General features: G+C 49.5%; 23 protein-coding genes. 18 read left to right on the top strand and 5 right to left on the bottom strand.

The window, feature by feature from the left end; genetic code table 11:
- Positions 1–141 precede the first annotated feature (141 nt).
- Positions 142–861: an aquaporin Z gene (gene aqpZ, locus BUB94_RS14150; protein ID WP_073160886.1), complete on the bottom strand. Its 720-nt coding sequence runs from the start codon at positions 859–861 to the stop codon at positions 142–144.
- A gap of 163 nt (positions 862–1,024) precedes the next feature.
- Between aqpZ and BUB94_RS14145 the strand changes: the two genes are divergently transcribed.
- From BUB94_RS14145 to BUB94_RS14135, 3 genes are read left to right on the top strand one after another with little or no spacing between them, the layout of a single operon-like run.
- The gene (locus BUB94_RS14145; protein ID WP_073238185.1) at positions 1,025–3,169 is read left to right on the top strand and encodes a polysaccharide biosynthesis tyrosine autokinase; all 2,145 of its coding nucleotides are present in this window, start codon (positions 1,025–1,027) and stop codon (positions 3,167–3,169) included.
- Positions 3,117–4,748, top strand: coding sequence for a hypothetical protein (locus BUB94_RS14140; RefSeq protein WP_254793750.1), 1,632 nt, complete (start codon positions 3,117–3,119; stop codon positions 4,746–4,748). The genes BUB94_RS14145 and BUB94_RS14140 overlap by 53 nt, the downstream gene beginning before the upstream one ends.
- 52 nt (positions 4,749–4,800) lie before the next feature.
- Positions 4,801–6,720 (top strand): polysaccharide biosynthesis protein, encoded by a 1,920-nt coding sequence (locus BUB94_RS14135; RefSeq protein ID WP_073238182.1) that lies wholly within the window; start codon positions 4,801–4,803, stop codon positions 6,718–6,720.
- A gap of 9 nt (positions 6,721–6,729) precedes the next feature.
- Here BUB94_RS14135 and BUB94_RS14130 read toward each other — a convergent pair whose 3' ends face one another.
- On the bottom strand, positions 6,730–9,381 hold the full coding sequence (locus tag BUB94_RS14130) for a U32 family peptidase (RefSeq protein WP_254793749.1): 2,652 nt from the start codon (positions 9,379–9,381) through the stop codon (positions 6,730–6,732).
- A 111-nt stretch (positions 9,382–9,492) separates the two neighbouring features.
- On the opposite strand from BUB94_RS14130, the gene BUB94_RS14125 reads away from it, so the two are divergent.
- A complete protein-coding gene (locus tag BUB94_RS14125; RefSeq protein WP_139258433.1) occupies positions 9,493–9,672 on the top strand; it encodes a hypothetical protein in 180 nt (59 codons plus the stop codon).
- 365 nt (positions 9,673–10,037) lie between these two features.
- Complete coding sequence (locus tag BUB94_RS14120) at positions 10,038–10,742, top strand: hypothetical protein (RefSeq protein WP_073238179.1); 705 nt, start codon at positions 10,038–10,040, stop codon at positions 10,740–10,742.
- A gap of 303 nt (positions 10,743–11,045) precedes the next feature.
- Here the strand turns inward: BUB94_RS14120 and rpiA are convergent, their stop codons facing one another.
- Entirely contained in the window at positions 11,046–11,735 is a 690-nt protein-coding gene (gene rpiA / locus BUB94_RS14115; RefSeq protein WP_249269346.1) for a ribose-5-phosphate isomerase RpiA, read from the bottom strand.
- Positions 11,735–12,364, bottom strand: a complete 630-nt coding sequence (locus tag BUB94_RS14110; RefSeq protein ID WP_073160874.1) for an FKBP-type peptidyl-prolyl cis-trans isomerase — start codon at positions 12,362–12,364, stop codon at positions 11,735–11,737. Before BUB94_RS14110 ends, rpiA begins: the two co-directional genes overlap by 1 nt.
- A gap of 144 nt (positions 12,365–12,508) precedes the next feature.
- On the opposite strand from BUB94_RS14110, the gene BUB94_RS14105 reads away from it, so the two are divergent.
- The 13 genes from BUB94_RS14105 (at position 12,509) to BUB94_RS14050 (ending at position 25,340) form a co-directional block, all read left to right on the top strand.
- Positions 12,509–13,237, top strand: coding sequence for a metallophosphoesterase family protein (locus BUB94_RS14105; protein WP_073160872.1), 729 nt, complete (start codon positions 12,509–12,511; stop codon positions 13,235–13,237).
- Positions 13,238–13,374: 137 nt separating this feature from the next.
- A complete protein-coding gene (locus tag BUB94_RS14100; protein ID WP_073160870.1) occupies positions 13,375–13,836 on the top strand; it encodes a 23S rRNA (pseudouridine(1915)-N(3))-methyltransferase RlmH in 462 nt (153 codons plus the stop codon).
- A gap of 100 nt (positions 13,837–13,936) precedes the next feature.
- Entirely contained in the window at positions 13,937–15,046 is a 1,110-nt protein-coding gene (locus tag BUB94_RS14095) for a GGDEF domain-containing protein (protein WP_073238176.1), read from the top strand.
- 142 nt (positions 15,047–15,188) lie between these two features.
- Positions 15,189–16,754, top strand: a complete 1,566-nt coding sequence (locus BUB94_RS14090) for a peptide chain release factor 3 (protein WP_073160866.1) — start codon at positions 15,189–15,191, stop codon at positions 16,752–16,754.
- A 152-nt stretch (positions 16,755–16,906) separates the two neighbouring features.
- Positions 16,907–18,481, top strand: coding sequence for a citramalate synthase (gene cimA, locus BUB94_RS14085; protein WP_073238173.1), 1,575 nt, complete (start codon positions 16,907–16,909; stop codon positions 18,479–18,481).
- On the top strand, positions 18,472–19,761 hold the full coding sequence (gene hisD / locus BUB94_RS14080; RefSeq protein ID WP_073238170.1) for a histidinol dehydrogenase: 1,290 nt from the start codon (positions 18,472–18,474) through the stop codon (positions 19,759–19,761). Before cimA ends, hisD begins: the two co-directional genes overlap by 10 nt.
- 237 nt (positions 19,762–19,998) lie before the next feature.
- Positions 19,999–21,822 carry an RHS repeat-associated core domain-containing protein gene (locus BUB94_RS14075; RefSeq protein WP_073238167.1) on the top strand — a complete coding sequence of 608 codons (1,824 nt, stop codon included), beginning with the start codon at positions 19,999–20,001 and terminating at the stop codon, positions 21,820–21,822.
- Positions 21,819–22,106, top strand: a complete 288-nt coding sequence (locus BUB94_RS14070; protein ID WP_073160973.1) for a hypothetical protein — start codon at positions 21,819–21,821, stop codon at positions 22,104–22,106. Before BUB94_RS14075 ends, BUB94_RS14070 begins: the two co-directional genes overlap by 4 nt.
- A 43-nt stretch (positions 22,107–22,149) precedes the next feature.
- Positions 22,150–22,965 carry an RHS repeat-associated core domain-containing protein gene (locus tag BUB94_RS14065; protein WP_073238164.1) on the top strand — a complete coding sequence of 272 codons (816 nt, stop codon included), beginning with the start codon at positions 22,150–22,152 and terminating at the stop codon, positions 22,963–22,965.
- A complete protein-coding gene (locus BUB94_RS14060) occupies positions 22,955–23,599 on the top strand; it encodes a hypothetical protein (protein WP_073238161.1) in 645 nt (214 codons plus the stop codon). The genes BUB94_RS14065 and BUB94_RS14060 overlap by 11 nt, the downstream gene beginning before the upstream one ends.
- Before the next feature lie 160 nt (positions 23,600–23,759).
- Positions 23,760–23,927, top strand: coding sequence for a hypothetical protein (locus tag BUB94_RS16920; RefSeq protein ID WP_175549737.1), 168 nt, complete (start codon positions 23,760–23,762; stop codon positions 23,925–23,927).
- Between the two features lie 42 nt (positions 23,928–23,969).
- A complete protein-coding gene (locus BUB94_RS14055) occupies positions 23,970–24,920 on the top strand; it encodes an RHS repeat-associated core domain-containing protein (protein WP_073238158.1) in 951 nt (316 codons plus the stop codon).
- A 141-nt stretch (positions 24,921–25,061) separates the two neighbouring features.
- Positions 25,062–25,340: a hypothetical protein gene (locus BUB94_RS14050; protein ID WP_139259156.1), complete on the top strand. Its 279-nt coding sequence runs from the start codon at positions 25,062–25,064 to the stop codon at positions 25,338–25,340.
- A gap of 82 nt (positions 25,341–25,422) precedes the next feature.
- Here the strand turns inward: BUB94_RS14050 and BUB94_RS14045 are convergent.
- The coding region (locus BUB94_RS14045) for a zeta toxin family protein (RefSeq protein WP_175549736.1) at positions 25,423–25,798 on the bottom strand (376 nt) is incomplete at its 5' end.

The raw sequence follows: 25,798 nt of genomic DNA, 5'->3' as shown, positions 1-25,798 counted from the left end.
AGATTCCCATATAAGTACAATTATAAGGTTTTCTTTACATTCTTTGGGCATAAAAAAAAGGATGGCATGACCGAAGTCACGCCATCTAGAAACTAAAAGTTCCGTTATTTTGCCTTTAGAGCGGGCAAGTACGTTTGACGATTACTTGGACTTGCCCAGCATCTTGTAGGCGAAACCGCCGATGCAGCCGCCGAGAATGGGGGCTACCCAGAAGAGCCACAGCTGCTTGATAGCTGCACCGCCAACAAATACGGCCATTGCAGTGGAACGGGCCGGGTTCACGGAGGTGTTGGTTACGGGGATAGAAATCAGGTGGATCAGGGTGAGGCAGAGGCCGATGGCGATGGGGGCGAAGCCTGCGGGAGCGCGGCTATCGGTTGCGCCCATGATCACGAACAGGAAGATGCCTGTGAGGACCATTTCGACGATAAATGCGGTGCCCATGCCAGTGGCCTTGCCACCGAAGGCGTTCACGCCGTTTACCAGGGAATCGGACCAGCCGTTAGTGGCGAAGGCACCGATGCCTGCGTTAGTCAGGTTGGGGCATGCCACCAGCAGAAGGATACCTGCTGCGACGATACCGCCCAAAATCTGTGCGACGATGTAAGCCGGAGCTTCCTTGGCAGAGAAACGGCCGCCCATGACAAGGCCCAGGGTAACTGCAGGGTTCAGGTGGCAACCGGAAATATGGCCAATGGCATAGGCCATGGTCAGAACGGTAAGACCGAAGGCGAGAGAAACGCCAACGTAACCGATGCCGGTTGTGGGGACGCCGCAAGCGAGGACTGCGGAGCCGCAGCCGCCCAAGACCAGCCAGAAAGTACCGATTGCTTCTGCAATTGCACGAGAAAACAGTTTCATGTTACATCTCCATATTTTGCCCCCGTGGGGTTAGGATGGGGTGGGGGCAGTGTTTTTTGGTTGTTTTCTAAAATACAAATTGTGTATATCACTGGCTAGTGACTAGTATCACCTCTCCAAAATATTACATAAATGTTATATTTGGCACCACTAGGAGTATTGTATGGAAACGAACGAACAGAAAGCGACTATCAATTTGGCAGGTCTGCTTCCCCAGAGGGCTGGGGATACCATCACATTGATAGAAGCCATTGGTATTCTCTGGTCTAAGAAGTTTTTTATTGCAGCCTTTATGGTTGTTGGCGCACTGATTGGCTGTCTGGTCATGAACTGGATTCGTCCCGAATTTACAAGCGACGCCATGCTGCAGATTGATATTCGCGGAAACAAGGCTACCCGAGCCATGGGCGAAATGGGTGCCCTGTTGGATATGACTAGCCCCGCCGACGCCGAAATCGAACTGGTTAAGAGCCGTAGCGTGCTTGCCTATGTGGTTGAAGAGGAGCATCTGCGCTTTAATGCCATTCCGGTAGGCAAGATGGATCGCCTGCTCCATCGCGAAGGTCGCATGGACATCGACGAACTGGATATTCCAGAAATTGCCCGCCGTGACCGCTGGACTGCCACGGTGACGGGCGCTAATTCCTATGCCGTCATTACTCCCGAAGGGGCAAAACTTGTAGAAGCTGAAGTCGGCGAAACTGTTCGCGCTCCCTATGCCGGTGATACGTTGGTGATGCGTGTGCGCCTGATTCGCGCAGCCGTCGGTCAGGAATTTGTACTACAGCAACTTAAGCCACTGGCCGCCATTCGTAGCCTAGCCCGAAAGTTATCTGTTAGCGAAAAGGGGAAGCAGACCGGTATTCTGGCCGTTTCCCTTAAACATCGCTATGCTGATCGTTCCGCAACAATCCTGAATGCCATTGCAAATACCTATGTGCGCCACAATGTAGAAAAGCGTAGTGCCGAAGCCGAAAAGACTTTGGAATTCCTAGAAAAACAGTTACCCGGTGTTAAGGCCAAGTTGGACACCGCCGAAAAGATCCTGGCCGATTACCGCCATAAGATTGGTTCTGTGGACATGACTGGTGAAACTCAGGTTCATTTGCAGAAAGAAGTGGACTTGCAGAAGCAGTTGCTGAAGCTGCAGCAGGAATATCAGGAAGCTACTCGCTTGTTCAAAGATGAACACCCGGCAGTGCGTACCATTGCTAAGCAGCAGGACAAGTTGAAGGGCGAACTTTCTAAGTTGAAGGCTAGCGCAGCTAAGATGCCCTTGACTCAGCAAGAAGTGATGCGCCTGCAGGAAGATGTGCAGGTGAACAATGCTATTTATAATACCATGCTCAACAACATCCAGCAACTTCGCGTGGTTCGTGCCGGCGAAGTGGGTAACGTACGCGTGGTGGACTATGCCATGGTGGAAGATCGCCCCAGCAAACCCAAGAAGTTGAACATCCTTATCTGCTGCGTTGCCGCATCCTTCATGGTTGCGGTGTTGCTGGTGTTCCTTATGCGTATGCTCCACAACGGCGTCCGTAGTACAACTGAGGTGGAAAAGGCTACGAGTATCAGTGTTTTCGCAAAGATTCCTGAACGTCGTGGTAAGGTCATGAAGGCACGTCGTCGCAATTTGGTTCCCTTGGTTGTTTCTCAACCTGAAGATCCGGCAAGCGAAGCCTTCCGCAGTTTGCTTACCTCTGTGGATTTTACGGTTCCGTCTCAGACCCATCCTGTAATCATGGTGTCTGGTCTTATTCCTGGTGTAGGTAAGAGTTTTGTTTCTTCTAACTTGGCTGCACTACACGCTACGTCTGGCAAGCGCACTTTGCTGATTGATGCGGATATGCGTCGAGGCGTGCATCGTAGCAGTTGTAAAATGGGTCTGGCTGAAGTGCTGGGAGGTTTGTGTGAATTTGGAGTTGCAGTTGCAACCTCTGATATTGAAAACTTGTTTGTTATTTCTGCTGGACACACGAAGCTGTCGCCCAGTGAACTATTGCGTGGTGAAAACTTTAGGAGCATGCTTGATGAGGCCCGCAAACAATTCGATGTAATTATTGTGGATACCCCACCCATGAGCATGGTGACCGATGCCGAATTGATTTACCCTGCTGCCGATTTCAGCCTGTTTGTTCTGCATTATGGAAAGCATAGCATGGATGAAATTTCCGAGGCGATGACCAAGATGAATCGCTTTGGAGAAAAGCCAAAGGCCTTTGTGATGAACCACTGCGAACGTGAAACCGGCCGTTATGGATACGGTTATGGTTATGGATACTATGGGTATTACTCCAAGAAAAAGTAAGGATGATTCCGAGACCCGTGGCGTTTTTGCTTTCTTGGGTGCGGTTGCTGTAGCCTTTGCCTTGCTTGGTTTGTTGGCAAATACCGCTTTTGCTGCATCTCCTGTACACGGAACCGAACATAACCGTAACCTTCGTGGGCTGGATTATATGCCCATGTTGTTGGAATACCATAGGCATACCATAGGGGAGGGTAGACAGTTCTTTGCATACCCTGCCCGCGATACCACCTTCCGCACACACTTCAATGAAACGGAAGCCCGCGCCATGGCAAGCATTGCGGATACTATCGGCGATGTGTTCGTTGGCGGTCCCCACGTTTATGCAGTTGCCGTTTCTCCTATACTTGGAATTGACTTTCGCGGAGGCGAAGCCCTAGACGATACTATTTGGCCTGGTGTTGATGCTGGTCTTTACATTCGAGGCTTTGCCGATTCCCTGGATTTTGACCTTGATGCCCGTATGTATTCTGAAGCGCACAGTGCAGGAGTCAATAAGGGCGCCAAACGTAAACCCAAGAGTTATGATGGGGAAGTCTTTGATGTTCAAAGTGAAAATAGCAATGACGGCGGAGCCGATTACGTTAGCTATTCCCGTTATCGCGCCCACCTTGGTTTGAACTATGCTTTTGCCAGGCTGGAACTTGCCCGAGATGTAATGCACTGGGGGCCCGGTTATTACAATAATTTGTCTTTAAACCAGTTTGCGCTCCCTTATAACATGATTTCCCTGGATTTTAAGTTTGGTCCCCTCCATGTACTAAGCGCCTACGCAGACCTCCGTGTCAACAGCTGGAGTTACAGCAAGGATAACCTGAATGATCGTAATCTGTATGCACACCGTTACGAACTTAACTTGTTCAAAAACGACTTGGTGGTTGGCATAAGCGAATTGCAAATCCTGTACAACGAAAATAAACCTTGGCTCTTTGTTCCCGTGGTACCCCTGTTTATCGAAAAGGGCAATTACACCGAGCGAGTGAATAACGGCGCTCTATCTATGGATTTGAATTATCGTCTATTCAATACGGCTCGAATCTATGGTGAATTCTTCTTGGATGACCTGGAGTCTCCCATGGCCGTATACGAAAACAAGTACAGCAATAACCGTTGGGCTGCCATGGCGGGTATGCAAGTGTCCCATGACTTTTATCTTAAGGAAAAAAAGATTGAAGCCGGAACTATCGCAGAAATTGCCCGTGTAGAACCATACACCTATGGTCATTATGATACAGCTATGGCCCAGATGGCTCACCTGGGAATGCCTCTAGGAAATCCCAATGGACCAAATAGCTTGAGTATCGACTGGGCCATATATGGTAGAATGACTTTAGATAAGTCTGCGACGACTCGCAGTATATTTATGAGTTACCGTAGTCAGTGGCTCTGGAAGGGTGATGATTACGGCAGCAGCATTGATGACCCCTACAAATGGGCAGAAAAGCACTTTATACATGGTGCAAAAATGCACTACAATGGCACCGTCGCCCTTGATTTTAGGGGCGTGTATGTTGGATTCATGGGGGAATACACCTTTGGAAGCGACCCTGCAGTAAATGTGCGCACCACACTCATGTGGTAGTTTCTATATTTTACGAATCCTGGAGCATGGGTATATAAAAAGGGAGTGGCTTATGCTAAATAAAATTCGTCTACTGTTTGCCAACTTCAGGTTGCGAAAGCGTTTGTTGGCTGTAGCGGATGCATGCATCGTTGTTTTTGCAGGGCTAGTAGCGAATGTTCCTCTCCCTTTGCTTGCAGAACGTATCGGACGCCCCGACCTCATTGTCATTTTTGCATTGACTGTATTGACCTGCTTTGGTTCCCTGATTTTTATGGGGGCCTACAATAAGCTGTGGCGCTATTTTAGCAAGAAGGATTACCTGAGCTGTATCTATGGCTGCCTTTTGGGCATGTTCCTGGGCTACTTCTTGCTGTACCTGACTACCGAAAAAGTATTCATTGAGTTTCAGATCCTCCACTTTATCGTGGCGACCTTTGGCATTTGCGCTTTCCGCTACCTGTTCAAGGATGCCTTTATGGTGCTCCTTAAGACCGGCATGGACGAAGCCCACCGCAAGCGCACCATGATCATTGGTGCCGGCAGCGCCTCTTTGGCTTTGCTCCGTGAATTCAAGGTGGCCTCGGAAGATATGTCATCTGACAATGCGGCCAGCAAGATCAATCCTGTTTGCCTGATTGATGATGACCGTGATAAGATCGGTAAGACCTTTGAAGGGGTTCTTGTTGCCGGCGGTACCAGCGAAATCCCAAAAATCGCAAGGCTCGAACGCATCGAAGAAATCCTTTTCTGTATTCCCAGCTGCCCGGCCCCCGACCGCCAGAAAATTTTGGAAATCTGTAACGACACCAACCTGCCTGTAAAGGTGGTCCCCTTCCTGGGCAATATTGTGGAATCCGGCAATTACGTGGGCCAGATCCGCGACATCAAGGTAGAAGACCTGCTGGGCCGTGAACCAATCAAGTTCAACAACAAGGATGTGCGCAACTTTATCGAAGGCAAGGTCTGCATGGTTAGTGGCGGCGGTGGCAGTATCGGTAGCGAACTGGTACGCCAGATTGCCAAGTACAATCCCAAGCAGGTGATTATCATAGACATTTACGAAAACAATGCCTACGATATCCAGCAGGAACTGGTCATGGAATATGGCAAGGAACTGAACCTGGTGACCCTGATTGCCAGTGTGCGAGACTACTTCCGCATGAACGAAATCTTCAAGACCTACAAGCCCGACGTGGTGTTCCATGCCGCCGCCCACAAGCATGTGCCCCTTATGGAACACAACCCCATGGAAGCCATCAAGAACAACGTGATGGGTACCTTTAACATGGGTTGCCTGGCCCTGTTCAACAATGTACAGAAGTTCGTGATGATCAGTACCGATAAGGCCGTGAACCCCACCAACGTCATGGGGGCTAGCAAGCGCTGCTGCGAAATGATCGTGCAGTACCTGAGCCAGCAGGCCGGCAGCAAGACCGAGTTCGTGACCACCCGTTTTGGAAACGTGCTGGGCAGCAACGGTAGCGTGATCCCCCTGTTTAAGCGCCAGATCGAAAAGGGCGGCCCCGTGACCGTGACCCACCCCGACATAATCCGCTACTTTATGACCATTCCCGAGGCGGTGAGCCTGGTGATGGAAGCGGCCTCCATTGCCAAGGGTGGCGAAATCTTTGTGCTGGACATGGGCCAGCCGGTCAAGATCGTTAGCCTGGCCGAGAACCTGATTCGCATGTACGGCAAGGTGCCCTACAAGGATGTGGAAATCAAGTTTACCGGTTTACGCCCCGGCGAAAAGATCAAGGAAGAACTCCTCATGAACGAAGAGGGGTTGCTGCGCACAAAGAACAAGCTGATCTTTATCGGAAAGCAGATCGAAATCGACATGGATCAGTTTATTGTGGCGCTGTGGACCTTGCGTAATGCGGCCAAGAAAAATGACGACAAGGCTGCCATCAGCGCCCTGCATGACATAGTGCCTACTTTTACTACACCCGAAGAATTCAACAAGACCGTAATGATGAAGGCCCTATAGGGGGTCGACCTAATCGCATTTCTTGCGGTTCTGCCAGGTGCTTTCGTTGAAGAGCTGGCCTTCGCTGAGGCCGTACTTTTCCTGAATGCCGGCTTCACGGATGGCATCTTCGATGGAGACTTTTCCGCGGATGGCCTGGGTGTAAATTAGCACCTTGCGTCGGACAGTTTCTGGATCTTCGTTGAGCATTTCTAGGCGGAAATGGTTTACGCCGGAGGTGCGGAGTTGAGGCATCAATTTAAGCGCAGACTGGGGACGGCCTACGAATAGGGTGTTGCGGCATTCTGCGTCGGATTGCAGGAAGTGGCGTTCTCCCTTGTGGTCCAGGATTTCCACCTTGTGCTGGGTGCAGATTTTTCCGCATTCCGGGAAGCGGCGGCCTGTAGTAAGGCTGCGGGCGAAAGCGCAATATTCCGAATGGAAGGCGGGCATGTACTGGTGAAGGGTCAGTTCCAGGCGGCTGCCGTCGATGTTTTTCAGCAGGTCGAAAAGCTGGGTGCTGTTTAGATCCCAGGAGGGGTGGATTGTCTGCAGTCCCTGATCCAGAAGCCATTCGTAGCTGGCGGAGTTGGCGGCGTTCAGGCTGTAGTCGCCTACGAGAGGGATCCCGCTATCCTTGAGGATGGACAGGGAACCAAGATTGCGGACAAGGGCGAAATCCGGGCAGAGTTCCAGAATCTTTTTCAGGTAATGATTTTCGCCGGGCTTGTGGATTCGCAGGGTGGCCATGCCAGCCTTAAAACCAAGTTCACGAATCTGCTGGAGGGGTTCGTCATATTTGACGCCCCAGTCGAAATCCATGATGACGTTGTCGATGTCTAATCCCTTGAGGGCGGCAATCTGTTCCGGGTTGCGGACCAGCACGGAGATGACGGGCTTTGCAACTTTGTGGACGATGCCGAATTCTTTTTGCGTGTCATCCTGAGCGGAGCGGAGCGAAGCCGATGGATCTTGAGCAGCTGCGGACTTCTTGGCGGCGACGGCGAACTTTGCAGAAATTGTCTGCAGGAATTTTTTTCCGTTTGCGGCGCTGATATTCATTTCCTTCCACTGCAGGGAGGAGGCTCCCAGCTGTTGAATTGCGGACTGTCGCAGGTTGCGCAGCACCTTTCCGGGTACGAAAGGTGCGCCGGCCACGTGGACCATCAGACTTCCAAGTTCATAGGGCGTGGCCGACAGGCCCCCAAGTTCCTTGCGGGCCAGCGCTTCCAGAGCTGCAGGGTCGACTGCATTTTTCGCCTGTTCCAAAATCTGTTCGCTTTGTACTTCTGCGGCCTTATCCATCCCTTGCATCAGGGGGGGGGCCGCCAGCCAGACTTTCAAGGTCAGAGGTTCGCCCACCGCACCGGAAAGTTCCATGTTCACCGCACGCTTGGTTTCCTGATTTCGGTCGGTAAATGTCTTGCGCAGTTCCTTTTCCAGGGTGGGGGAGTCGTTGCGGAAAACGTCCATGTTGCGGCCGATCTTTCGTGTGTCGAAATCGTAGCCGAAGTCCAGGCGCAGCAGCGGACCCATGCCACGCATGCCGTCTCCACGCTTGCTGTGGGCGTTATGTACAATCTGCGCTCCGTACAGGCGGCTTCCCAGGGAGACGTCAAAGCGGTAATCTTCAAAGAGGATGCCGTCGCCGGGGCGGGGGAGCCATTCCTTTTCGGCGGTTACAAAAACAGATGAACGCTCTACCTTGACGACTTTACCTAAATAAAGACCGTGATGATTGCTGAAGGTTCCGTTCACCAGTTCCTGGTGGTTGTCGCCATCAAGCCAGCCGGTAGTCAACCCGCGGGAGAACAAGACTTCCAGCGGTTCCAAGTCTGAACTTTCCAGACCGAGATCGCCCCGCTTGCTGGTGGCTGCGGAAATGTTGTCCAACGCCTTTCTATAGGCTCTCGTTACGGCAGCCACGTATTCCGGGCTCTTCAGACGGCCTTCCACCTTCAGGGATTCCACGCCGATTTCGGCAAGTTCCTCAAGCTTGGGGAGGGCGCACAAATCGCGGGTGCTGAACAAATACTGGGCGTCGGTTTCGGTGAATTCCTTGCCGTCTACAAAAATGCGGTAGGGGAGGCGGCAACTTTGGGCGCACTGGCCTCGGTTTGCGGATCTTCCGCCGAAGTTTTCACTGGTGAGGCACTGGCCGGAATAGGAGACGCAAAGGGCTCCGTGTACGAACACTTCGATTTCAAGGTCGGTTCCGCTCTTGACGGCGGCAATCTGCTTGGCCGAAAGTTCGCGGCTCAAAACGGCGCGGTTAAAGCCGATGGATTTTACCAGGTTTACGCCCTCGGCGCTGGCCAGGGTCATCTGGGTGCTGGCGTGGATTTCCTGTTCCGGGCAAATTGCGCGAATCAAGCGGGCGAGGCCAATGTCCTGGATAATAAAGGCGTCGGGTTTCAAGGCGATAATCTGGGACAGGAATTCCGGCAACTCCTGCAGCTCACGCTCGAAAACAAGAACGTTCATGGCCATGAAACTGCGGACGCCTCGGCTTCGGGCATACTCGATCATGGCCTTTACATCTTCAAAAGAAAAGTCTTCGGTACGGCCGCGAGCGTTCCAGTGGGGAACCCCGAAATACACGGCGTTGGCCCCGTTCTTGACGGCGGCTTCCAGCATTTCCCAGGTTCCAACAGGCATCAAAAGTTCTTGTTCTTTCATCATTGCGTACCGGATTTTAAATTACGCTCCACAAGATAGAAATTACCATCCATTCTAATTTCTATTATTGGGAACATGAAGTTTTATTCCCTTTTGTCTTTGATTTTTATTCTAATGGCTTTCTCTTTTATGGGCTGCGCCGATAAGGATGCACAGGCCGAAATTACACGCCTGAAACAGAATAACGCCAGTCTTCAGCACTCTGTAGATTCGCTTCAGCATACCCTGGATTCCCTGAACGCCTACGGCGATTCCGTGAAGAAATCTTTACAAAAGCTGGATATGCACCTCTAACTTTGGGGCCTTCGGCCTGAAAATTAAGGAAACAGCGGGTTATGCCCGCATTTTTTATATAAAAAGTCAGATATTCCAACTTGAACTGCCACCTCTAGTCGGTCGGTGCGGGGGATTCGTTGTGAATATTTTGTATATTTGGCCTCGTGGCAAAAACTCGTCTACCGCTGCGGCGGAGACCCCTTTAAATGCTTCGCCGGCCCAATTTGCCCGAAGCCTTATGGCCAGTCAAGCCTCTCCGGAGGCGCTAGTAAGATGGCTTTAAGCATAAATCCGAATACGGATTACATTAACCCAACGCCACACCGCCTGCGGGTTCTTCCAGCCTGTAGTCGCGGTCAACCCTTATTTATGAGGTGCCCCGAATGGAATACATCGCAATCGCTCTCTCACTCGTTGCAGTGATCTTGAGCATCGTTATCCTGACTAAGGTTAACAAGCTCCTTACTATGCTTCGTACCCCGATTTTCAAGAAGCTCACCCCCGACATGAACCTGAAGCCGGGCGCACGCCGCCCCGTTAACGCTCAGGAAATGGCTCAGCGCGGTGAACGCAACAACAAGGAAAATCGCCAGAAGGAAAATAAGGAACGTCCTGCAAAGGAAAACCGCGAAAATCGCGAAAACAAGGCCGCCAACGCTGCACAGCCGGCTGCCCGTAATGAACAGCGTGAACAGCGCGCTGAACGCAACGAACGTGGCAACCGCCGCGACCGTCGCGAAGGCCGCCCGGAACGTCCCCGTCGTGAATTCAACGCCGCCGCTGCAGCTCCTGCCGCAGAAGCCGCCGCTCCCGTAGCTGCCGCTCCCGAAGCTGCTGCACCGGTCGCCGCTGAAGCTCCTGTTGCTGAACGCCGTCCCCTCGCTCCTCGCATCCCGGTTGAAACTCCGGCCGCTCCCGCAGCACCCGCAGTTGAAGCCCCCGCCGCAGCTCCCGCAGCTGTTGCAGCACCGGTTGTGAACGAAGCTGATATTGCTCCGGTTGAAACCACTTTCGATCCGTCCAAGGTTCGCTATGGCCGCCGCAACGTGATCAAGAAGGCTCCGGAACTGGCTGACGACGAAGCTTAATTAGCTTGGCTCAAAGCATTAAAAAATCCTCCGCAGAAATGCGGGGGATTTTTTTAATTACGAATTACGAGATACGAGTTATGAGATATTTGTCTGCGTTTGTCATCCTGAGCGGAGCGAAGGATCTAGTGGCGCAGACTCAAATTATGAGATACGAACTGTGAGCGATGAGCTGTGAGTAATGAGCTGTGAGCTAAAGTAAGGCGCCTTCGGCGCGATTATCTAGCTCAAAGGAGCCGAAGGCTCCGTCCTCATGCCTGAAAGCGAGCTTTGCGAGCGCCCTCATACCTAGAACCTCGTTCCTTAGAATTCGATCAGTCCCTTTTCTTCGTCGGCGAGGATTACCTTGGTTGCCATGTCGACGAACAGACCGTGACCGACGATACCGACGATGTGTTCCAGTTCGCGAGCCAGCTTGTCTGCATCAGCAATAGGAGCAAACTTGGCGTCGGCAATGAGGTTGCCAGAATCGCTAATCACCGGACCGTCCTTACCGGGAGCGCCCATACGGACCTTGACTTCGCCACCCAGCTTGGCAACGCGTTCGGTTACGACTGCGATTGCACCCGGGATGATTTCCAGAGGAACTGCGAACTTGGTACCCAGCTGGTTCACCTTCTTGCCGCTGTCTGCGATAATCACGTAGTTGTCGGTCATGGAGGCCACAATCTTTTCAAGCAGGTGAGCTGCACCGCGGCCCTTGATCAGGTTGCGGTTGTCGTCGATTTCGTCGGCACCGTCAATGACCATGTCCAGGTGAGAGACTTCGCCCATTTCCTTCAGGGGGATGCCCAGAGCGCGGCACTGCAGGGTGGTGCTCCAGCTAGTAGAAACGCCAACCACCTTGATACCTTCGGTCTTGATGCGTTCTGCCAGGCGGTTAACCATGTGGGCTGCGGTGCTTCCAGTGCCAAGACCGACGGTCATGCCGTCCTTGATCATGTCAGCGGCGCGTACGCCTGCGGCTTTCTTCAGTTCATCCATGTTGGCCATTATCGCCATCTCCTGTTGAAATTATCGGGGTTGTTAAGATCGTCGCCGAATTCGTCGAACTCATCCTGTTCGTCAAATTCGTCCTTATCGGGAAATCCTGATTCCAGTTCGGTAAAGCTGGGGGATTCTACGGCAATGACCTGCACGTCAAAGGTCAGGTCCTTACCGGCAAAGGGGTGGTTGCCGTCTACGATTACGGTTTCCTTGCGGATTTCCTTGATGGTGTATATACCGTCAGCTTCGTTATCGTCGTCGCTGTCCAGGTTCAGTCCATCTACAAATTCGTCGGCCGTTTCGGGTAACTGGAACTCACGGATGTCTTCATCCTGATACATTTCCAGTTCCATGCCCAGCCAGATTTCACCAATTTCTTTCAGTTCGTCCTTAGGGACTTCCAGGATCAAGTCATCGCGGAAAAGACCGTAGCCGAGATTCGCGTCAATGTCGATTGTGAATTTCTCGCCAACGCGGCGACCATTCAAGGCACTCTCCAGACCGGGGATAATGTTGTTGTACCCATGAATGTACACGAAGGGGTGGGATGCCGGCACTTCTTCCAGAATCTTCCCGGACCTTTCCATTAAAGTGTAGGCAATGCTGACCTTCAGCTTGTCTTGAACAATTTCCATACGACGCAAAAATAGTAAATAGAGCCGTATTTTTAAATGCGTATGACGTTTAAGGCCTTAGCTTTGTAGAAAAGAAAACTTAATTTTTGCTTTTCTCGCCACCTAATTCTCTCATATTTCTTCTTTTTTATTTAAATTAGGCTCATGCTTTACGGAATTTGCTCTGATATCCATTCTAACGCCGAAGCTTTCAAGGCTGTGCTCCAGTCCATGGAAGATAATGGTGTAGATCGGAAGGTTTGTCTTGGTGATTTGGTGGGGTACGGCGCAGACCCCGATGAATGTGTAGCCCTGGCTCGTGAAAATATGGACATCTGCATTATCGGTAATCACGATAGTGTCGCCATCAAGCACGAATCCAGCGAAGGCTTTAACCCCTACGCCAAGCAGGCTATCGAATGGACCCAGACCCACCTTTCCAAGGAATCTGTGGAATACATGCGCAGCCTGACCTACATCCGTGAAGAAAACGATATTTGCTTCGTTCACGCATCGCCCCTGAGCCCTGCAGACTGGGTCTATGTGACAGAACTGGAAGATGCTCTGGACGCCTTCGATCATTTTTCTGGCCGCTACTGTTTTGTGGGACATACCCATAGCCCGGTTATCGTGGCAAGCCGCCCCATGGCCATTCCCAAGATTCTGGATGAATACGAATATACCATCGAGAATACGGAACGTCTGCTGGTGAACGTCGGCAGTGTGGGGCAGCCTCGTGACCGCGATCCCCGTTCCTGCTGGTGCCTGCTGGATACCGAAACCAAGTGCGTGCGCATCATCCGCGTGGATTACGACATCGCCAAGACCCAGGAACGCATGCGCAAGCAGGGAATGGCAAACTTCCTGATCGACCGCTTGTCAGTTGGAAGATAACGAACAATGTAAAGGAGTGGTTAGTAAACAGTGGTTGGTAGACAGTATAAATATCGCGCACCAGCGCGTCTCTATAGAAAAAACTTCCCAAATCCTGCTTCTTACTAATCACTAACCACCAACCACTAATCACTATCATGAAATGGGTTCTCGCAGTTTTTGGTAAGGCAGGTTCGCCTTTTGTTGCCGACGAAGTCGACAAGTACGTCAAGCGTCTCCGTGGGGGAGCCATCCCTCTGGAAGTCGTGGAACTCAAGGAATCGAAGCTGGACGACCGAAACCAGTCCCTGGCGCAGGAAGCTGCCCTTTTCGAGAAGAAATTCCCCAAGAGCGATTTCAAGCGGATCATTCTTTCTGAAGAGGGGAAGCTGATGGACACGGTCAAACTATCTGACACGCTCCGTGACCGCTTCCCGGGAAATGTGGTATTTCTAATCGGTTCCGCATACGGTATAGACGAGAATTTGAAGAAAACCGCCGATATGCTGTTGAGCCTGTCTCCTCTGACTTTTACCCACGACCATGCCCGAATCATCTTTGCGGAACAGCTCTACCGGGCCCAGATGGTGATGCAAAATCACCCGTACCACCACAGGTAGTGGCTGGACCATACAGGTTGTAATAAAAATATCTGTTTTTCGGGGTGTTTTTGTATAGTTAGATGTTCTGAACCCGACGTAATCATCTATATTCTTGTCCATGGGTTCCGAATATTATGACAATCATTTCTCGTATTTTCTAGACAACAACGAAAAAAGGATGAATGGCATTTTTTGCCGCATCCTCTGGTATTGCTGCCTTGTTTCTCCGACGATCGCCTTAGGCGTTCTTTTTGCCGCCTTTCCTGGCGTCACTTATTGGGCCTGTCTCCAGTCTTTTTTGGTGATTTTCGTTTTCGCCATCGGCCATTCGGTGCTTTATAAGTTCAAACCTGAAAGTTCCATTATCAAGTACATTGGACTGGTAGGTGCCTTGGTGACCATCTACGTCATGAGTATTGGCCACATGGACATCTCGCTAAGCTACTTCTTCGTGCCCATGACCAGCCTTCTGTATTGTAAGCGCAGGACTTTCGTCACCATGAGTATCCTCAGCTATTTGATGATGTTGGTCAGCAACTGGCAGATTTCAGAATTCGAGGCCAGCGCCCTTGCTAATCCGGATGCCGTCGAATGGTTTGTTACCCACATTGACGGAATGACCATCGAGTTCGTGGTGATGTTCGTAAGTGGCTTCTTTATTAACAAGGCCATGGTTAAGCACCTGAAGACCATGTACAGTAATGAAGTGAATATCAATAAGAGTGAGCATTCCGCCTACACAGATCAGCTAACTGGATTGTGGAACCGCAGGTACATGGAACGCGCCTTTGACAAGTTCATGGTGGTTCAGCACAATTCCGGAGCCATGCTGGTGGTGGATATGGACCATATGAAGGTGGTGAATGACTCTTATGGACATCTGGAAGGGGATAGAGCCATTAAGTTGTTCGCAAACATCTTGCAGAAGACTTTTGACAAGTCTGAATCCGTGACCATCTGCCGTTTCGGCGGTGATGAATTCGTGGTGCTCTTGCCCAACGTGAAGAGCATGGCCGATTTGACCTTGTGCATCAGCCATCTGATTTCTAATTCCGACGAAGCTTTCTGCAACGACGAAAAATTGAATGTCATCAATATTTCGATAGGGGCGGCCTTTGCAAACGACCTGGATATGAACTATCAGGCCCTATTTGATCGCGCAGACAAGGCCCTTTATGATGTGAAAAAGTCAGGTCGTAACAGCTACCAGATTTACACCGAGATGTAATAAACAGTTAAAAGCCCTGTCAAATTTAAGGAGAACAGTCGAGGTGTCGGCTGTTTTTTCTATCTTTACCGCCGCAAAAAAATGAACCCTAATTCTTGAGTTCCTGGCTTCAAACCTTTTGCCTTGAACCTAGAGCCTTTTTATGAACGAAGAAATTTCTAAACGCCGCACTTTCGCCATCGTTAGCCATCCTGACGCTGGTAAGACAACCATTACCGAAAAGTTCCTGTGGTACGGCAACGTAATCCGTGAAGCAGGCCATGTTCGTGCCAAGTCCAACCGCAGCTACACGGTTTCTGACTGGATGAAGATCGAACAGCAGCGTGGTATTTCTGTTTCCAGTTCCGTTCTGAATTTCCCCTTCGAAGGTTGCATGTTCAACCTGGTCGATACCCCGGGCCATCAGGACTTCTGCGAAGATACTTACCGCGCCCTGACCGCTGTGGACGCCGCCCTGGTGCTTATCGATAGCGTGAACGGCGTAGAAAAGCAGACCATCCGCCTCATGAACGTGTGTCGCATGCGCCACACTCCGATTATCACCTTCATCAACAAGATGGACCTTGATGGTCGCCATGTGCTGGACCTGCTGGATGAAATCGAAAATGTCCTGAAGATCAAGGTGGCTCCCTTTACTCTGCCCATTGGCGTGGGTAAGCTTTTCAAGGGTGTGTACTGCATCGCCGACAATACCTTCCATACTTTTAACAAGGAAGAAGGGGAGCAGCAGCTTATCCAGATGACTGGTCCCGATGATCCCCGCCTGGTTGAAATGTGCGGCGAGAACTGGGTGGAACAGTTCAAGGAAGAATACGAAATGGTCACTGGCGCTATGGATCCGTTTGACCACGAAAAGTTCCTGAAGGGGGAGATGTGCCCCGTGTTCTTTGGCAGTGCCGTGAACAACTTCGGTGTACGTCAGCTGTTGAATGCCTTTGCTCAGTTGGCTCCTCCTCCCATGATCCGCGATACCGACAAGCGTCCTGTGGATCCGGGTGAAGATGCTTTTAGCGCATTTGTGTTTAAGATCCAGGCTAACATGGACCCCAAGCACCGTGACCGTACCGCATTCCTGCGTATCTGCTCCGGTAGCTTTACCCGTGGCGAAAAGGTTTTCCATGTGCGTACCGGCCGAGAAATCCGTCTGGCTGCTCCTACCGCATTCCTGGCCAAGGACAAGGAAGTCATTGACAATGCCTGGGCAGGCGACATCGTGGGTATTAACGATCCCGGTCTGTTCCGCATCGGCGATACTCTGACCGATGGTGAAAAGATGAGCTACACCGGCATTCCTGACTTCGCTCCGGAACATTTTGCCCGCGTCACCCTCCTGAACCCGCTGAAGTCCAAGCAGATGGCCAAGGGCCTGGCTGAACTTTCTGAAGAAGGTGCTACCCAGCTTTATGAACCTATGAAGTCCGCTATTCCGGTGATCGGTGTGGTGGGTGAACTGCAGTTCGACGTGCTGAAGTTCCGTCTCCAGAGTGAATACGGCGCTGACGTTTCTTTGGATCGCGTACCCGCTCACGGTATCCGCTGGGTCTCCGGCCCCGAAAAGGACGTGAACAAGTTCGCTGAAGAATATGCCATGGACTGCATGCTGGACAAGGAACGCAACTTAGTTTGTCTGTTCCCCAACGAATATCGTCTGAATCTGGCTATCAAGAATTACGAAAACTTGACCTTCGCAGAAACCTCCCAGGGATAGTTTCAACGAATCGGCCTTCGGGTAAAAAAATTACGAGATGCAGTAAATTCGCTGCATCTCTTTTTTAAACATCAGGCAAACACCTTGCTTTACTGTTTATTGTATGAACACATCGAAAAAAAACAAAGTTTTTTGCTAAATTTACTGCACTTATGAAATGCTTTATCTATGACACCACGCTGCGCGACGGCAATCAAGATCGCAAGATTAGTCTCTCTCTGGCCGATAAAATCCAGATTACTCGAATTCTTGACTCTTTCGGTATTGATTACATTGAAGGCGGCTGGCCCAACCCGAGCAACCCCACCGACGAAGAATACTTCCGCGAAGTAAAGAAGCTGAAGCTGAAGCACGCCAAGATCGCTGCTTTCGGTAGTACTCGTCGCCCGAAGATTCTTCCCGAAAAGGATCCGCTGCTCCAGGCATTGGTGAAGTCCGAAGCTCCAGTAAAGACCATCTTCGGTAAGAGCTGGGACCTTCACGTTACAGAAGTCATTCATACTACTCTGGAAGAAAACCTGGACATGATCCAGTCTTCCATTGAATTCTTGAAGGAACATTCCAAGGAAGTTATTTACGACGCCGAACATTTCTTCGACGGTTATAAGGCCAATCCTGAATATGCCATCGAAACTTTGAAGGCTGCCGCCCTCGGTGGTGCGGACTTTATCGTTCTGTGCGATACCAACGGCGGTACCATGCCTTGGGAACTGGAAGAAATTTTTGAAGCCGTCAAGGAACATGTAGACGTACCTCTGGGCATCCATGTTCACAACGACTCCGGCCTGGCAGTGGCTAACAGCATCTACGCCGTGAAGTCCGGCGCATCCATGATTCAGGGTGTCATTAACGGTTACGGCGAACGCTGCGGTAACGCCAACCTCACTACCATCATGGCTGACCTGAACTTCAAGATGGGTGTAAAGTTCTTTGCCGCCAAGAAGATGGCGGGACTCCGCAAGCTGTTCTTGAGCGTCGACCAGATCGTGAACATTCCAAGCGACGTTCGCGCTCCGTATGTGGGCGAGGCCGCTTTCGCTCATAAGGGCGGTGCCCATATCGATGGCGTCATGAAGGTTTCCCGCAGCTTTGAACATGTGGACCCGCATTCCGTGGGCAACGACCGCGTGTTCGTCACCAGCGATCAGGCTGGCGGTTCTCTGGTTGTAGAAAAGCTGAAGGCTATCAAGCCGGGCATTGACAAGAAGGATCCCATGGTGGCAAAGCTCCTGCTGGCTATCAAGGAAAAGGAAAACGCCGGCTGGCACTTCGATTCTGCCGAAGCAAGTTTCAAGATGCTGGTTTACCGCCAGCTGGGTATGTTCACTGAACCTTTTGAATTCATGAACTATCGCGTCACCGAAGACAAGACTCCTCAGGGACTCTCTGTTTCCCAGGCTTCTGTAAAGCTTAAGATTGGCGACAAGATCAGCCATCAGGTAAGCGAAGGCGACGGTCCGGTGAACGCTCTGGATGCCGCATTGCGTAAGGCTCTGCTGCCGTTCTTCCCGTACATGGCCAAGGTCCGCCTGGACGACTTTAAGGTCCGCGTTCTAGGTTCTTCTGTGGGTTCCGACGCTCTGGTCCGTGTGTGGACTACCTTCGGCGACGACAAGGAACATTGGAATGTGGCAGGTGTCAGCACCAACATCATCGAAGCCAGCTGGCTTGCCTTGATGGACGGTCTGTGCTACAAGATTTTGAAGGAAACTAAGAAATGCAAATAATTAAGGCTACTCCTAGCTCTAAGGAAATTGAACGCATCTGCGGTCGCGAAGTTGCTCCCAGCCGCGAGATTTATAACAAGGTTGTAGATATCCTGGCTGACATCAAGAAGGGTGGTTACGCCAAGGCTGTGGAATACGCTCAGAAGTTCGACGGCCTCAAGGGCAAGAACATCCGCGTTTCCGAAAAGGAAATTGCAAAGTTTGCCGCCAAGTGCCCCGCTGAATTGCAGAAGGCTCTCAAGCAGGCAATCAAGAACGTCCGCGACTTCCACCAGAACCAGATGGAAGAATCCTGGCTCATGGAAGGTAAGGACGGTGTAGTTCTTGGTCAGCGCATCCGCCCCATGAAGCGTGTGGGCCTCTATGTTCCCGGTGGCGCTGGCATTTACCCCAGCACCGTGATCATGAACGCAGTGCCCGCTCTCGTTGCAGGTGTTCAGGACATCGTTGTGGTTACTCCCATCAAGGGCGAAATCAACCGTGCCGTGGCTTTCGTGCTCCAGCAGTTGGGCATTACCGAAGTCTACCACATCGGTGGCGCACAGGCTATCGGCCTGTTGGCTTACGGTGCCAAGGATGCCAAGGGCAAGACTATTGTTGAACGCGTCGACAAGATTGTGGGCCCGGGTAACGTTTTCGCCGCCGTCGCCAAAAAGGAAGTCTTCGGTGTCGTAGACATCGACATGGTGGCTGGTCCCTCCGAAGTTCTCGTCATGGCCGACAAGACTGCCGATCCTGACTTCGTTGCAGCAGACCTGCTTTCCCAGGCTGAACATGGTTCTGGTTTCGAAGCCGCCATCTGCATTACCGACGACATGGAAACCGCCCAGATGATTTCTGCCTGCGTAGACGTCCAGGTTGAAAACAGCCCCAAGAAGGAACTGCTTCAGAAGGTGCTGGACAACTTCGGCCGCATCCTGGTGGTAAAGGACTGGTTTGATGGCGTTGCCATTGCAAACAAGATTGCTCCGGAACATCTGGAAGTCATGACCGACGAAGCGGAATCCATGGCTGCCCAGATTGAAAACGCCGGCGCCGTGTTTATCGGTCACTGGTCTTCTGAACCTGTAGGCGACTACTTTGCCGGCCCCAACCATGTGCTGCCCACTAACGGCACTGGCCGCTTCTTCAGCCCTCTCGGCGTATACGACTTCCTGAAGCGTATGTCCATCATCCGCTACAGCGAAAAGGCCATCAAGAAGAACGCCAAGGCAATTGCCGCTGTTGCAATGGAAGAAGGCTTCTACCATCACGCACAGGCTGTGCTGAAGCGCCTTTAGTTCAGCGCCGCTTCTTTAGAATAAATTTCTTGAATAAAGAAAAACTTTAAAACCGAGATGTTCATCTCGGCTTTTTCGTTGCATAACTGAATAAAATCGCAAAAATCAGAAAAGTATCCTTACGGCTTAAACATTTATGCCAAGAATCGTGCCGTTTCGGACCAGTATGTCTATGATCGTCTGGGAAGAATTTCATCTATTTTCGTCAAGAATGGTGCATCTCTGTCTACGGAACTTGTGTCCTATGCATATTACCCTACAGGAAATGTTAAGACCGTAAGGCTTGGCAACAATGTTACAATTGATTATACCTACCATATCTCGGGTGCTGTAAAAACAGCCACTGCGAAAAATGCTGACGGGAAGAAGCTATTTGAAGAAGAACTCTACTATGAAGACTGTGGCAACCACAATTGCGTTCCTCAGTACAACGGTAACATCAGCTACATGGTTCATGAACTTGCTGCTAATGGGGAACAAAAACGTAGTAGCAAGTACGTGTACGACTTCATGAACCGTCTCACGTCTGTGGAGGATTCTGAACAGGATATGTTCAATGAATACTTTAAGTATGATGAACAGGGCCGAATTGTAAGCCAGCGCCGCGGCCAGGGTCGCGGGGGTGATGGCGCTACCGGCGGTGAGTACGGCTACTATGCAAACACGAACCGTCTCGAGAAGGTCTCCGGTGGCATGGGCGGAATGTCTGCTGCAAACCGCGATATGAGTGCTGCCGGTAACTTTGTCTACGATTCCGAGGGCAATCTCATCGAGGACCGTTCCAAAAATCTGAAAATTTCCTATGATTGGAGAGGAATGCCGGTGGAGTTCAGGATGGAAAGCAAATCAGGAAATGTACTTGAGAATACGCATAGTTGCAGCAGGGACAGTGTCAGGGTGCTGATGGCATACGACGGCTCCGGCAGGCGCGTGTCCAAGACCCGTGAGCGCAAGGCGTGCATTTCCGAGACATCCTCTGGCGCGACATCCGAGCGAACATACGCCGCCGACTGGGAACGCGAACTCGTGACCCACTACACAGGCATCGGCACCGAGGTCCGCGAAAGTTTCCACAACGGCACTCCCAGCGAAACAAAGGTTGTTGTTAATATGCCGCAGGGTCTTGGCCGCTACGGCGTGGAAGATGCCACGGATCCCTTCTATGGTGTCGACAAGATGCAACTCGCGGGATACATCCCCAGCGCAAAATTTGAATGGTTTCTCAAGAATCATCTCGGAAGCACTATGCTCGTATACGGAACCTCCGCCTACAACGACACCTATTTTTCTGGCTACAAGGGTGGTGTGCAGGCCGCCTACGATTACCGTGCATTCGGCGAGCAGGTCTCCCTCATGGAACCCGCCGATAAGGTGACGGAAACGTTTACAGGCAAGGAACGCGACGACGAGACCGAGCTGAATTACTTCGGCGCAAGATACCTGGATCCTATGCTCGGATTGTGGACAAGCGTGGACCCCAAGCGACAATTCGCAAGCCCGTATTTGTATGCGGGGAATGGAGTGAATCCCGTGAATGGGGTGGATGATGATGGGAAAGCCTTTAATCCTTTTGGTTTGTTGGTTGGTGTTGGGACAGGTGTTGCTGCATCGTGGGATGCTCAGGCTGAATATAGGCGAGTTAGTGGAGAGAATTACAATCCCGTGACAGAAACTATTGTAGGCGTGGTTACGTATGGCGCCTATGTTGCTGCCGGAGCTGTGGGTATCAATGGAGGTCTTCTTAAGGCTACACTTTTAGGTGGTCTTGTTGGAGGATTAACTAGTGGTGGCTCAACGGCATTTGCTGAAATTCTAGGGTCAGAAAAACTTGAAGGTTTTGATGGAGATAAAGTTGCTGAAGATTTTACTAAAGGGTTCGTGACAACTGCGTTCGGAGCAATGATGGGCGCTGGTGCTACAGAATTATTGGGTGGAGCTGCTCCTGCGGGCTATGTTGCTCCTTCCTCTGCGGAAGCTATCGGTGGTGCTGTTGGTGGTGCTGCTGGATTCGTTCTTGACCAATGTACAACGTCAGAATGGAATAAGGAATTTGCCGAATGATTTATTTTATTGCAAGTATTCCTTTTACTGTTGTGTTTCAAATACATGTTTCGGCGTTGAATAAAACTAAAAATCGTAAGTTTTGGCATTTTTTTTTACAAATACTAGTAGGCCCCGTTTTTTGTTTTTCTTTTTTTGGTCCAGCATTTTTAGGAGCTTGTATGAACGATTCCAGAATTGCTGAAGGAATTAGTATTTACACAACTTCTTTAGTTTTTCTATTTAATATGTCTAGATTTTTTTATGAATTAGTTCGATATGGGAAGGAAAATGAAAAGAAATAATTGGGTTGAATATTGATTAGTATTTTTTTGGTGCACCCCTTAAATGTATCCGTTGTCCTTTTTTAAGCAACAAGTTGCTAATTGCTGTCCGCCATTTGGCGAGCAGGTGGACTTGATGGAACCCGCCGATAAGGTGACGGAAACGTTTACAGGCAAGGAACGCGACGACGAAACCGAGCTGAACTACTTCGGCGCAAGATATCTGGATCCAATGCTTGGATTGTGGGTGAGTGTGGACCCCAAGAGACAATTCGCAAGCCCGTATCTGTATGCCGGAAATTTTGTCAACCCTATAAATGGATTTGATCCGGATGGGAACTATTATGAGGACGGAGAGCGTTGTACCGAAGGCCAATTTGTACCTACTGATTACCAGGGAACAGTAAGCCCAGCCGAATTAGATATCTTGGCATCTGCTGAACGTAACTTTATGAGTAGTCCAGGAATTGAAGAGACACTTGCGTCTGTGGCTCGTTATTCTTTTGATAATGGTGTAGAAACAAGGTTTTACTACAATCAAAATGGGCAAAATGGAATTGCATATGGTGGAGACGATTATGTAAGAACAGGATTTGGAAACGGAGATTATATCCACATACATAGCTGGAGAACGATTCGTCCACTCAAAGGACCTAATGATCATTGGTTCCAAAGCGAAGGGTTGTCAGGTCCTGATGTTGATTGGACAAATGGTCCTACGAACGTAAAACGCGCTTCAATGATGGCTTTAGAATTAAGGTCTGGACACCTGTATTTTGCTTATCCAAATTCTCCATCGCAGTATCACATAATGACTATTCCTGCTGGAAGATATCTTGATGCAAAGCCATATTCTGGGAAAATGATCGATGCGAAATAGACTTATATTTTTAATTATTGCAACTTTATTTTTGAGTTCCTGCGAAAAAGAAGAACTATCAGAGGATGAGTTGGCTCAACGTAACGTGAAAATTTTCGGAAATAATGAAAAAAAAGAATCATTAGAGTCTGTAGAAAGAGATTATTATCATCAATTATATTTTGATAATTTGGCTCAAAATATTTTTTTCAATTTGTTTTTTGAACAACGTGTGAATGTTGATTTTTCTCTTGATGAAGAAATAATGATTTATGCATTTAGGGGTTTTTGTACGGTTTTGCTAGCAGGGGATAATAACTGTGAATTATTTCTGTACACAAGAAATCGTTCTAAAAATAAAGTATGGTCTAATCGTTGCGGAGTAATGGAATTTTTGACTCAAGAACAGTCAAAAAAACTGCAAGCTATTGAAAAAGAACTTATGTTAGAATTGGATAACCAAAAAGAAATTAGAAATCCAAATTTTACCCTTTTTCACTGGGGAGGCAAGAATCGTTTTGAGGGCGGTAAAAATGTCGGTAAGAGATTTGAATATTTTTCGCGTGGTGATGATTGGTTGAATGCAGACTTGTTGATGTACGATTTTTTTAAAAATGAAATTTTTACTCACGGATGTAAAAAACATCCTCTATGAAAATGTGATGCCTAACTGCAATTTACACAAATGTGTTAAAGTTAATTAGCAAAGCTGGACAACTTCGTCTACGATTCCGAGGAAAATCTCATCGAGGACAAATTCTTACAAGGTGAGAGCAGTGAAAAATACATTTGTGTATTTTCATTGCCGATCCGCAGTGAATTGCGCTCTGCGCAAGTCCAAATCCCTGAAAATTTCCTATGATTGGAGGGGAATGCCGGTGGAGTTCAGGATGGAAAGCACACGAGTTTGCAGTATAGGCAATATGGACGCTGGAGGCGTCAACATGCCCAATGGCCTCGGCCGCTATGGAGTTGAAGACTAGCATTCTGACGAATTCTACCTCAAAAACCACCTTGGCTCCACCATGCTGGTGTACGGCACAGGTGTCGGTGCTGGCAGTGTGAAGGCCGCCTACGACTACCGCGCCACCGTGGTGGCCATGCGCACTAAGCAACAAGTTGCTAAGTGCTGTCCGCCCTTCGGCGAGCAGGTAGATTTGGAACAGAAAGGTGACAAGGTCACCGAGAACTTTACGGGAATATGTCCGCAAGGCGAGTGCTGCGAAAATACACTTGTGTATTTTCATTGCCGAGCCGCTGGACATAGCGCTTTGCGCCAAGAGAAGGATGACGAGACCGAGCTGAACTACTTCGGCGCAAGATATCTCGACCCCATGCTCGGATTGTGGGTGAGTGTGGATCCGGCTCGTCAGTTTGCTAGTCCGTATCTGTATGCGGGGAATGGAGTGAATCCGATTTCAAGTGTTGACAATAAGGGCAATTATATGGTAAGGCAACGAGGGGGATCTTATGAGATTCGTCCAATGAGCTATAGCGAAGCTACTGTCGGATGGGTGATAAGAGACTTTGCTGTTGCTGCAGCTTCCATTGTTGGTGCATATCTTTTGACAACAGGTACGGCAGCAGCTGCTTTTGTTGGAGGATCGACTGCTTTATATGGCGCTACAAAAGGATTTGTTACAGGGGGAACAAATCGACTTGGTGGAGCTTCTATTGGAATAGGAGAAGCCGGAGTTCAGCATGTTACGGAAAGAATTATTATTGAAGGATCAGCAGCTGTTGGAAAGACAATGGCCGTCGGCTTAAATGCTTTTGATGCCTTGCTTGGTGCTTCAGATTTGTATTCAAAAGCCGATGATGAAGCTTTTATTGAAGATTTTAACAACAGCTTCGCAAATTGTAACAATGGAGGAGATTGTAATTCATTCCCGACACAACGTGCTGCAGAAGAGTTTGCGGAAGGTCTTGGCGGTGGTAGGGTTGATGTTGGTGACATTATAGTTGAAAAAGAGTGATTTGATATGAAAAGGTGTATCTTATATATTTTGGCATATGTCTTTTTTTCGGTAACGTACATTCTCATCTTTGATCCATGTCCAAAGATTTGTGTTTGGTCTTTTGTTCCGCCGTTTTTCTTTTGGTTGATATTTGTGTTGATGCATTCTCATGGTTGGAAAACAAATGCAGATGTTGTATCGGCACAAATGAAAAGTGGAACATTATTTGATTACGAACATGATGATGAGTTTGACAGAGCTTTGATGAATAAACCTCGTGATGAGAAATTCATTTTAATGGATAAGTATTTAAATCATGATTTTATTCATAATCCTGAGGATGATTTGTTTGATGAAAATATGAAAAAATTAAAGGTGAATAAAAAAGATTCAGAAACAACAATGGTCAAGCGTAATACTCTTAAGGAAAAACCATAACTATCACTACAAACAAGGGTCGCGCCTCCAATGGTGCGGCCTTTTAAAATTACAAGAATGTCCTAGGGTTACAGTGCCTTGATTACAGCAGTTCCTGAACCCAATTGGGCAATATCTCGGCGTACTGCTTATACAAGGCTCCGTCAACCATTCTGCAAATCAGCTTAGGCAACTGATTGTCGACGGAATTGTCGTAGATGTAAGCTCTGTCTACTATGGAGATTGCGACGGCAGCATTCGCTAGTGACTTGTAGTAGCGGGTCACGATTTTAGAAATAGGGACTTCGTGGCCGCCTGTGAGGAAACGGTTTGTTACACGAAGAACGTTAATTGACGGCTTTTCTGTGCATACAAAGAAAAATCGTATGAAGAACCCTGCATCTTTTGCCTTGCGTATGAATTCAAGCTTCTCGTCTGAGGAAAAAACGGTCTCAAAGACGAAGTTTTTCTTTTCTTCA

This window comes from Fibrobacter sp. UWH9 (genome assembly GCF_900129715.1).
In the GTDB taxonomy this organism is placed as follows: Bacteria; Fibrobacterota; Fibrobacteria; order Fibrobacterales; family Fibrobacteraceae; genus Fibrobacter.
This window is presented reverse-complemented; position numbering and strand designations above follow the sequence as displayed.

Excerpts from the sequence above, each read along its gene's own strand:
- aqpZ (WP_073160886.1), bottom strand. The coding sequence starts at position 861 with ATGAAACTGTTTTCTCGTGCAATTGCAGAAGCAATCGGTACTTTCTGG.
- BUB94_RS14145 (WP_073238185.1), top strand. The coding sequence starts at position 1,025 with ATGGAAACGAACGAACAGAAAGCGACTATCAATTTGGCAGGTCTGCTT.
- BUB94_RS14140 (WP_254793750.1), top strand. The coding sequence starts at position 3,117 with ATGGATACGGTTATGGTTATGGATACTATGGGTATTACTCCAAGAAAA.
- BUB94_RS14135 (WP_073238182.1), top strand. The coding sequence starts at position 4,801 with ATGCTAAATAAAATTCGTCTACTGTTTGCCAACTTCAGGTTGCGAAAG.
- BUB94_RS14130 (WP_254793749.1), bottom strand. The coding sequence starts at position 9,381 with ATGATGAAAGAACAAGAACTTTTGATGCCTGTTGGAACCTGGGAAATG.
- BUB94_RS14125 (WP_139258433.1), top strand. The coding sequence starts at position 9,493 with ATGGCTTTCTCTTTTATGGGCTGCGCCGATAAGGATGCACAGGCCGAA.
- BUB94_RS14120 (WP_073238179.1), top strand. The coding sequence starts at position 10,038 with ATGGAATACATCGCAATCGCTCTCTCACTCGTTGCAGTGATCTTGAGC.
- rpiA (WP_249269346.1), bottom strand. The coding sequence starts at position 11,735 with ATGGCCAACATGGATGAACTGAAGAAAGCCGCAGGCGTACGCGCCGCT.
- BUB94_RS14110 (WP_073160874.1), bottom strand. The coding sequence starts at position 12,364 with ATGGAAATTGTTCAAGACAAGCTGAAGGTCAGCATTGCCTACACTTTA.
- BUB94_RS14105 (WP_073160872.1), top strand. The coding sequence starts at position 12,509 with ATGCTTTACGGAATTTGCTCTGATATCCATTCTAACGCCGAAGCTTTC.
- BUB94_RS14100 (WP_073160870.1), top strand. The coding sequence starts at position 13,375 with ATGAAATGGGTTCTCGCAGTTTTTGGTAAGGCAGGTTCGCCTTTTGTT.
- BUB94_RS14095 (WP_073238176.1), top strand. The coding sequence starts at position 13,937 with ATGGGTTCCGAATATTATGACAATCATTTCTCGTATTTTCTAGACAAC.
- BUB94_RS14090 (WP_073160866.1), top strand. The coding sequence starts at position 15,189 with ATGAACGAAGAAATTTCTAAACGCCGCACTTTCGCCATCGTTAGCCAT.
- cimA (WP_073238173.1), top strand. The coding sequence starts at position 16,907 with ATGAAATGCTTTATCTATGACACCACGCTGCGCGACGGCAATCAAGAT.
- hisD (WP_073238170.1), top strand. The coding sequence starts at position 18,472 with ATGCAAATAATTAAGGCTACTCCTAGCTCTAAGGAAATTGAACGCATC.
- BUB94_RS14070 (WP_073160973.1), top strand. The coding sequence starts at position 21,819 with ATGATTTATTTTATTGCAAGTATTCCTTTTACTGTTGTGTTTCAAATA.
- BUB94_RS14065 (WP_073238164.1), top strand. The coding sequence starts at position 22,150 with ATGTATCCGTTGTCCTTTTTTAAGCAACAAGTTGCTAATTGCTGTCCG.
- BUB94_RS14060 (WP_073238161.1), top strand. The coding sequence starts at position 22,955 with ATGCGAAATAGACTTATATTTTTAATTATTGCAACTTTATTTTTGAGT.
- BUB94_RS14055 (WP_073238158.1), top strand. The coding sequence starts at position 23,970 with ATGCTGGTGTACGGCACAGGTGTCGGTGCTGGCAGTGTGAAGGCCGCC.
- BUB94_RS14050 (WP_139259156.1), top strand. The coding sequence starts at position 25,062 with ATGCATTCTCATGGTTGGAAAACAAATGCAGATGTTGTATCGGCACAA.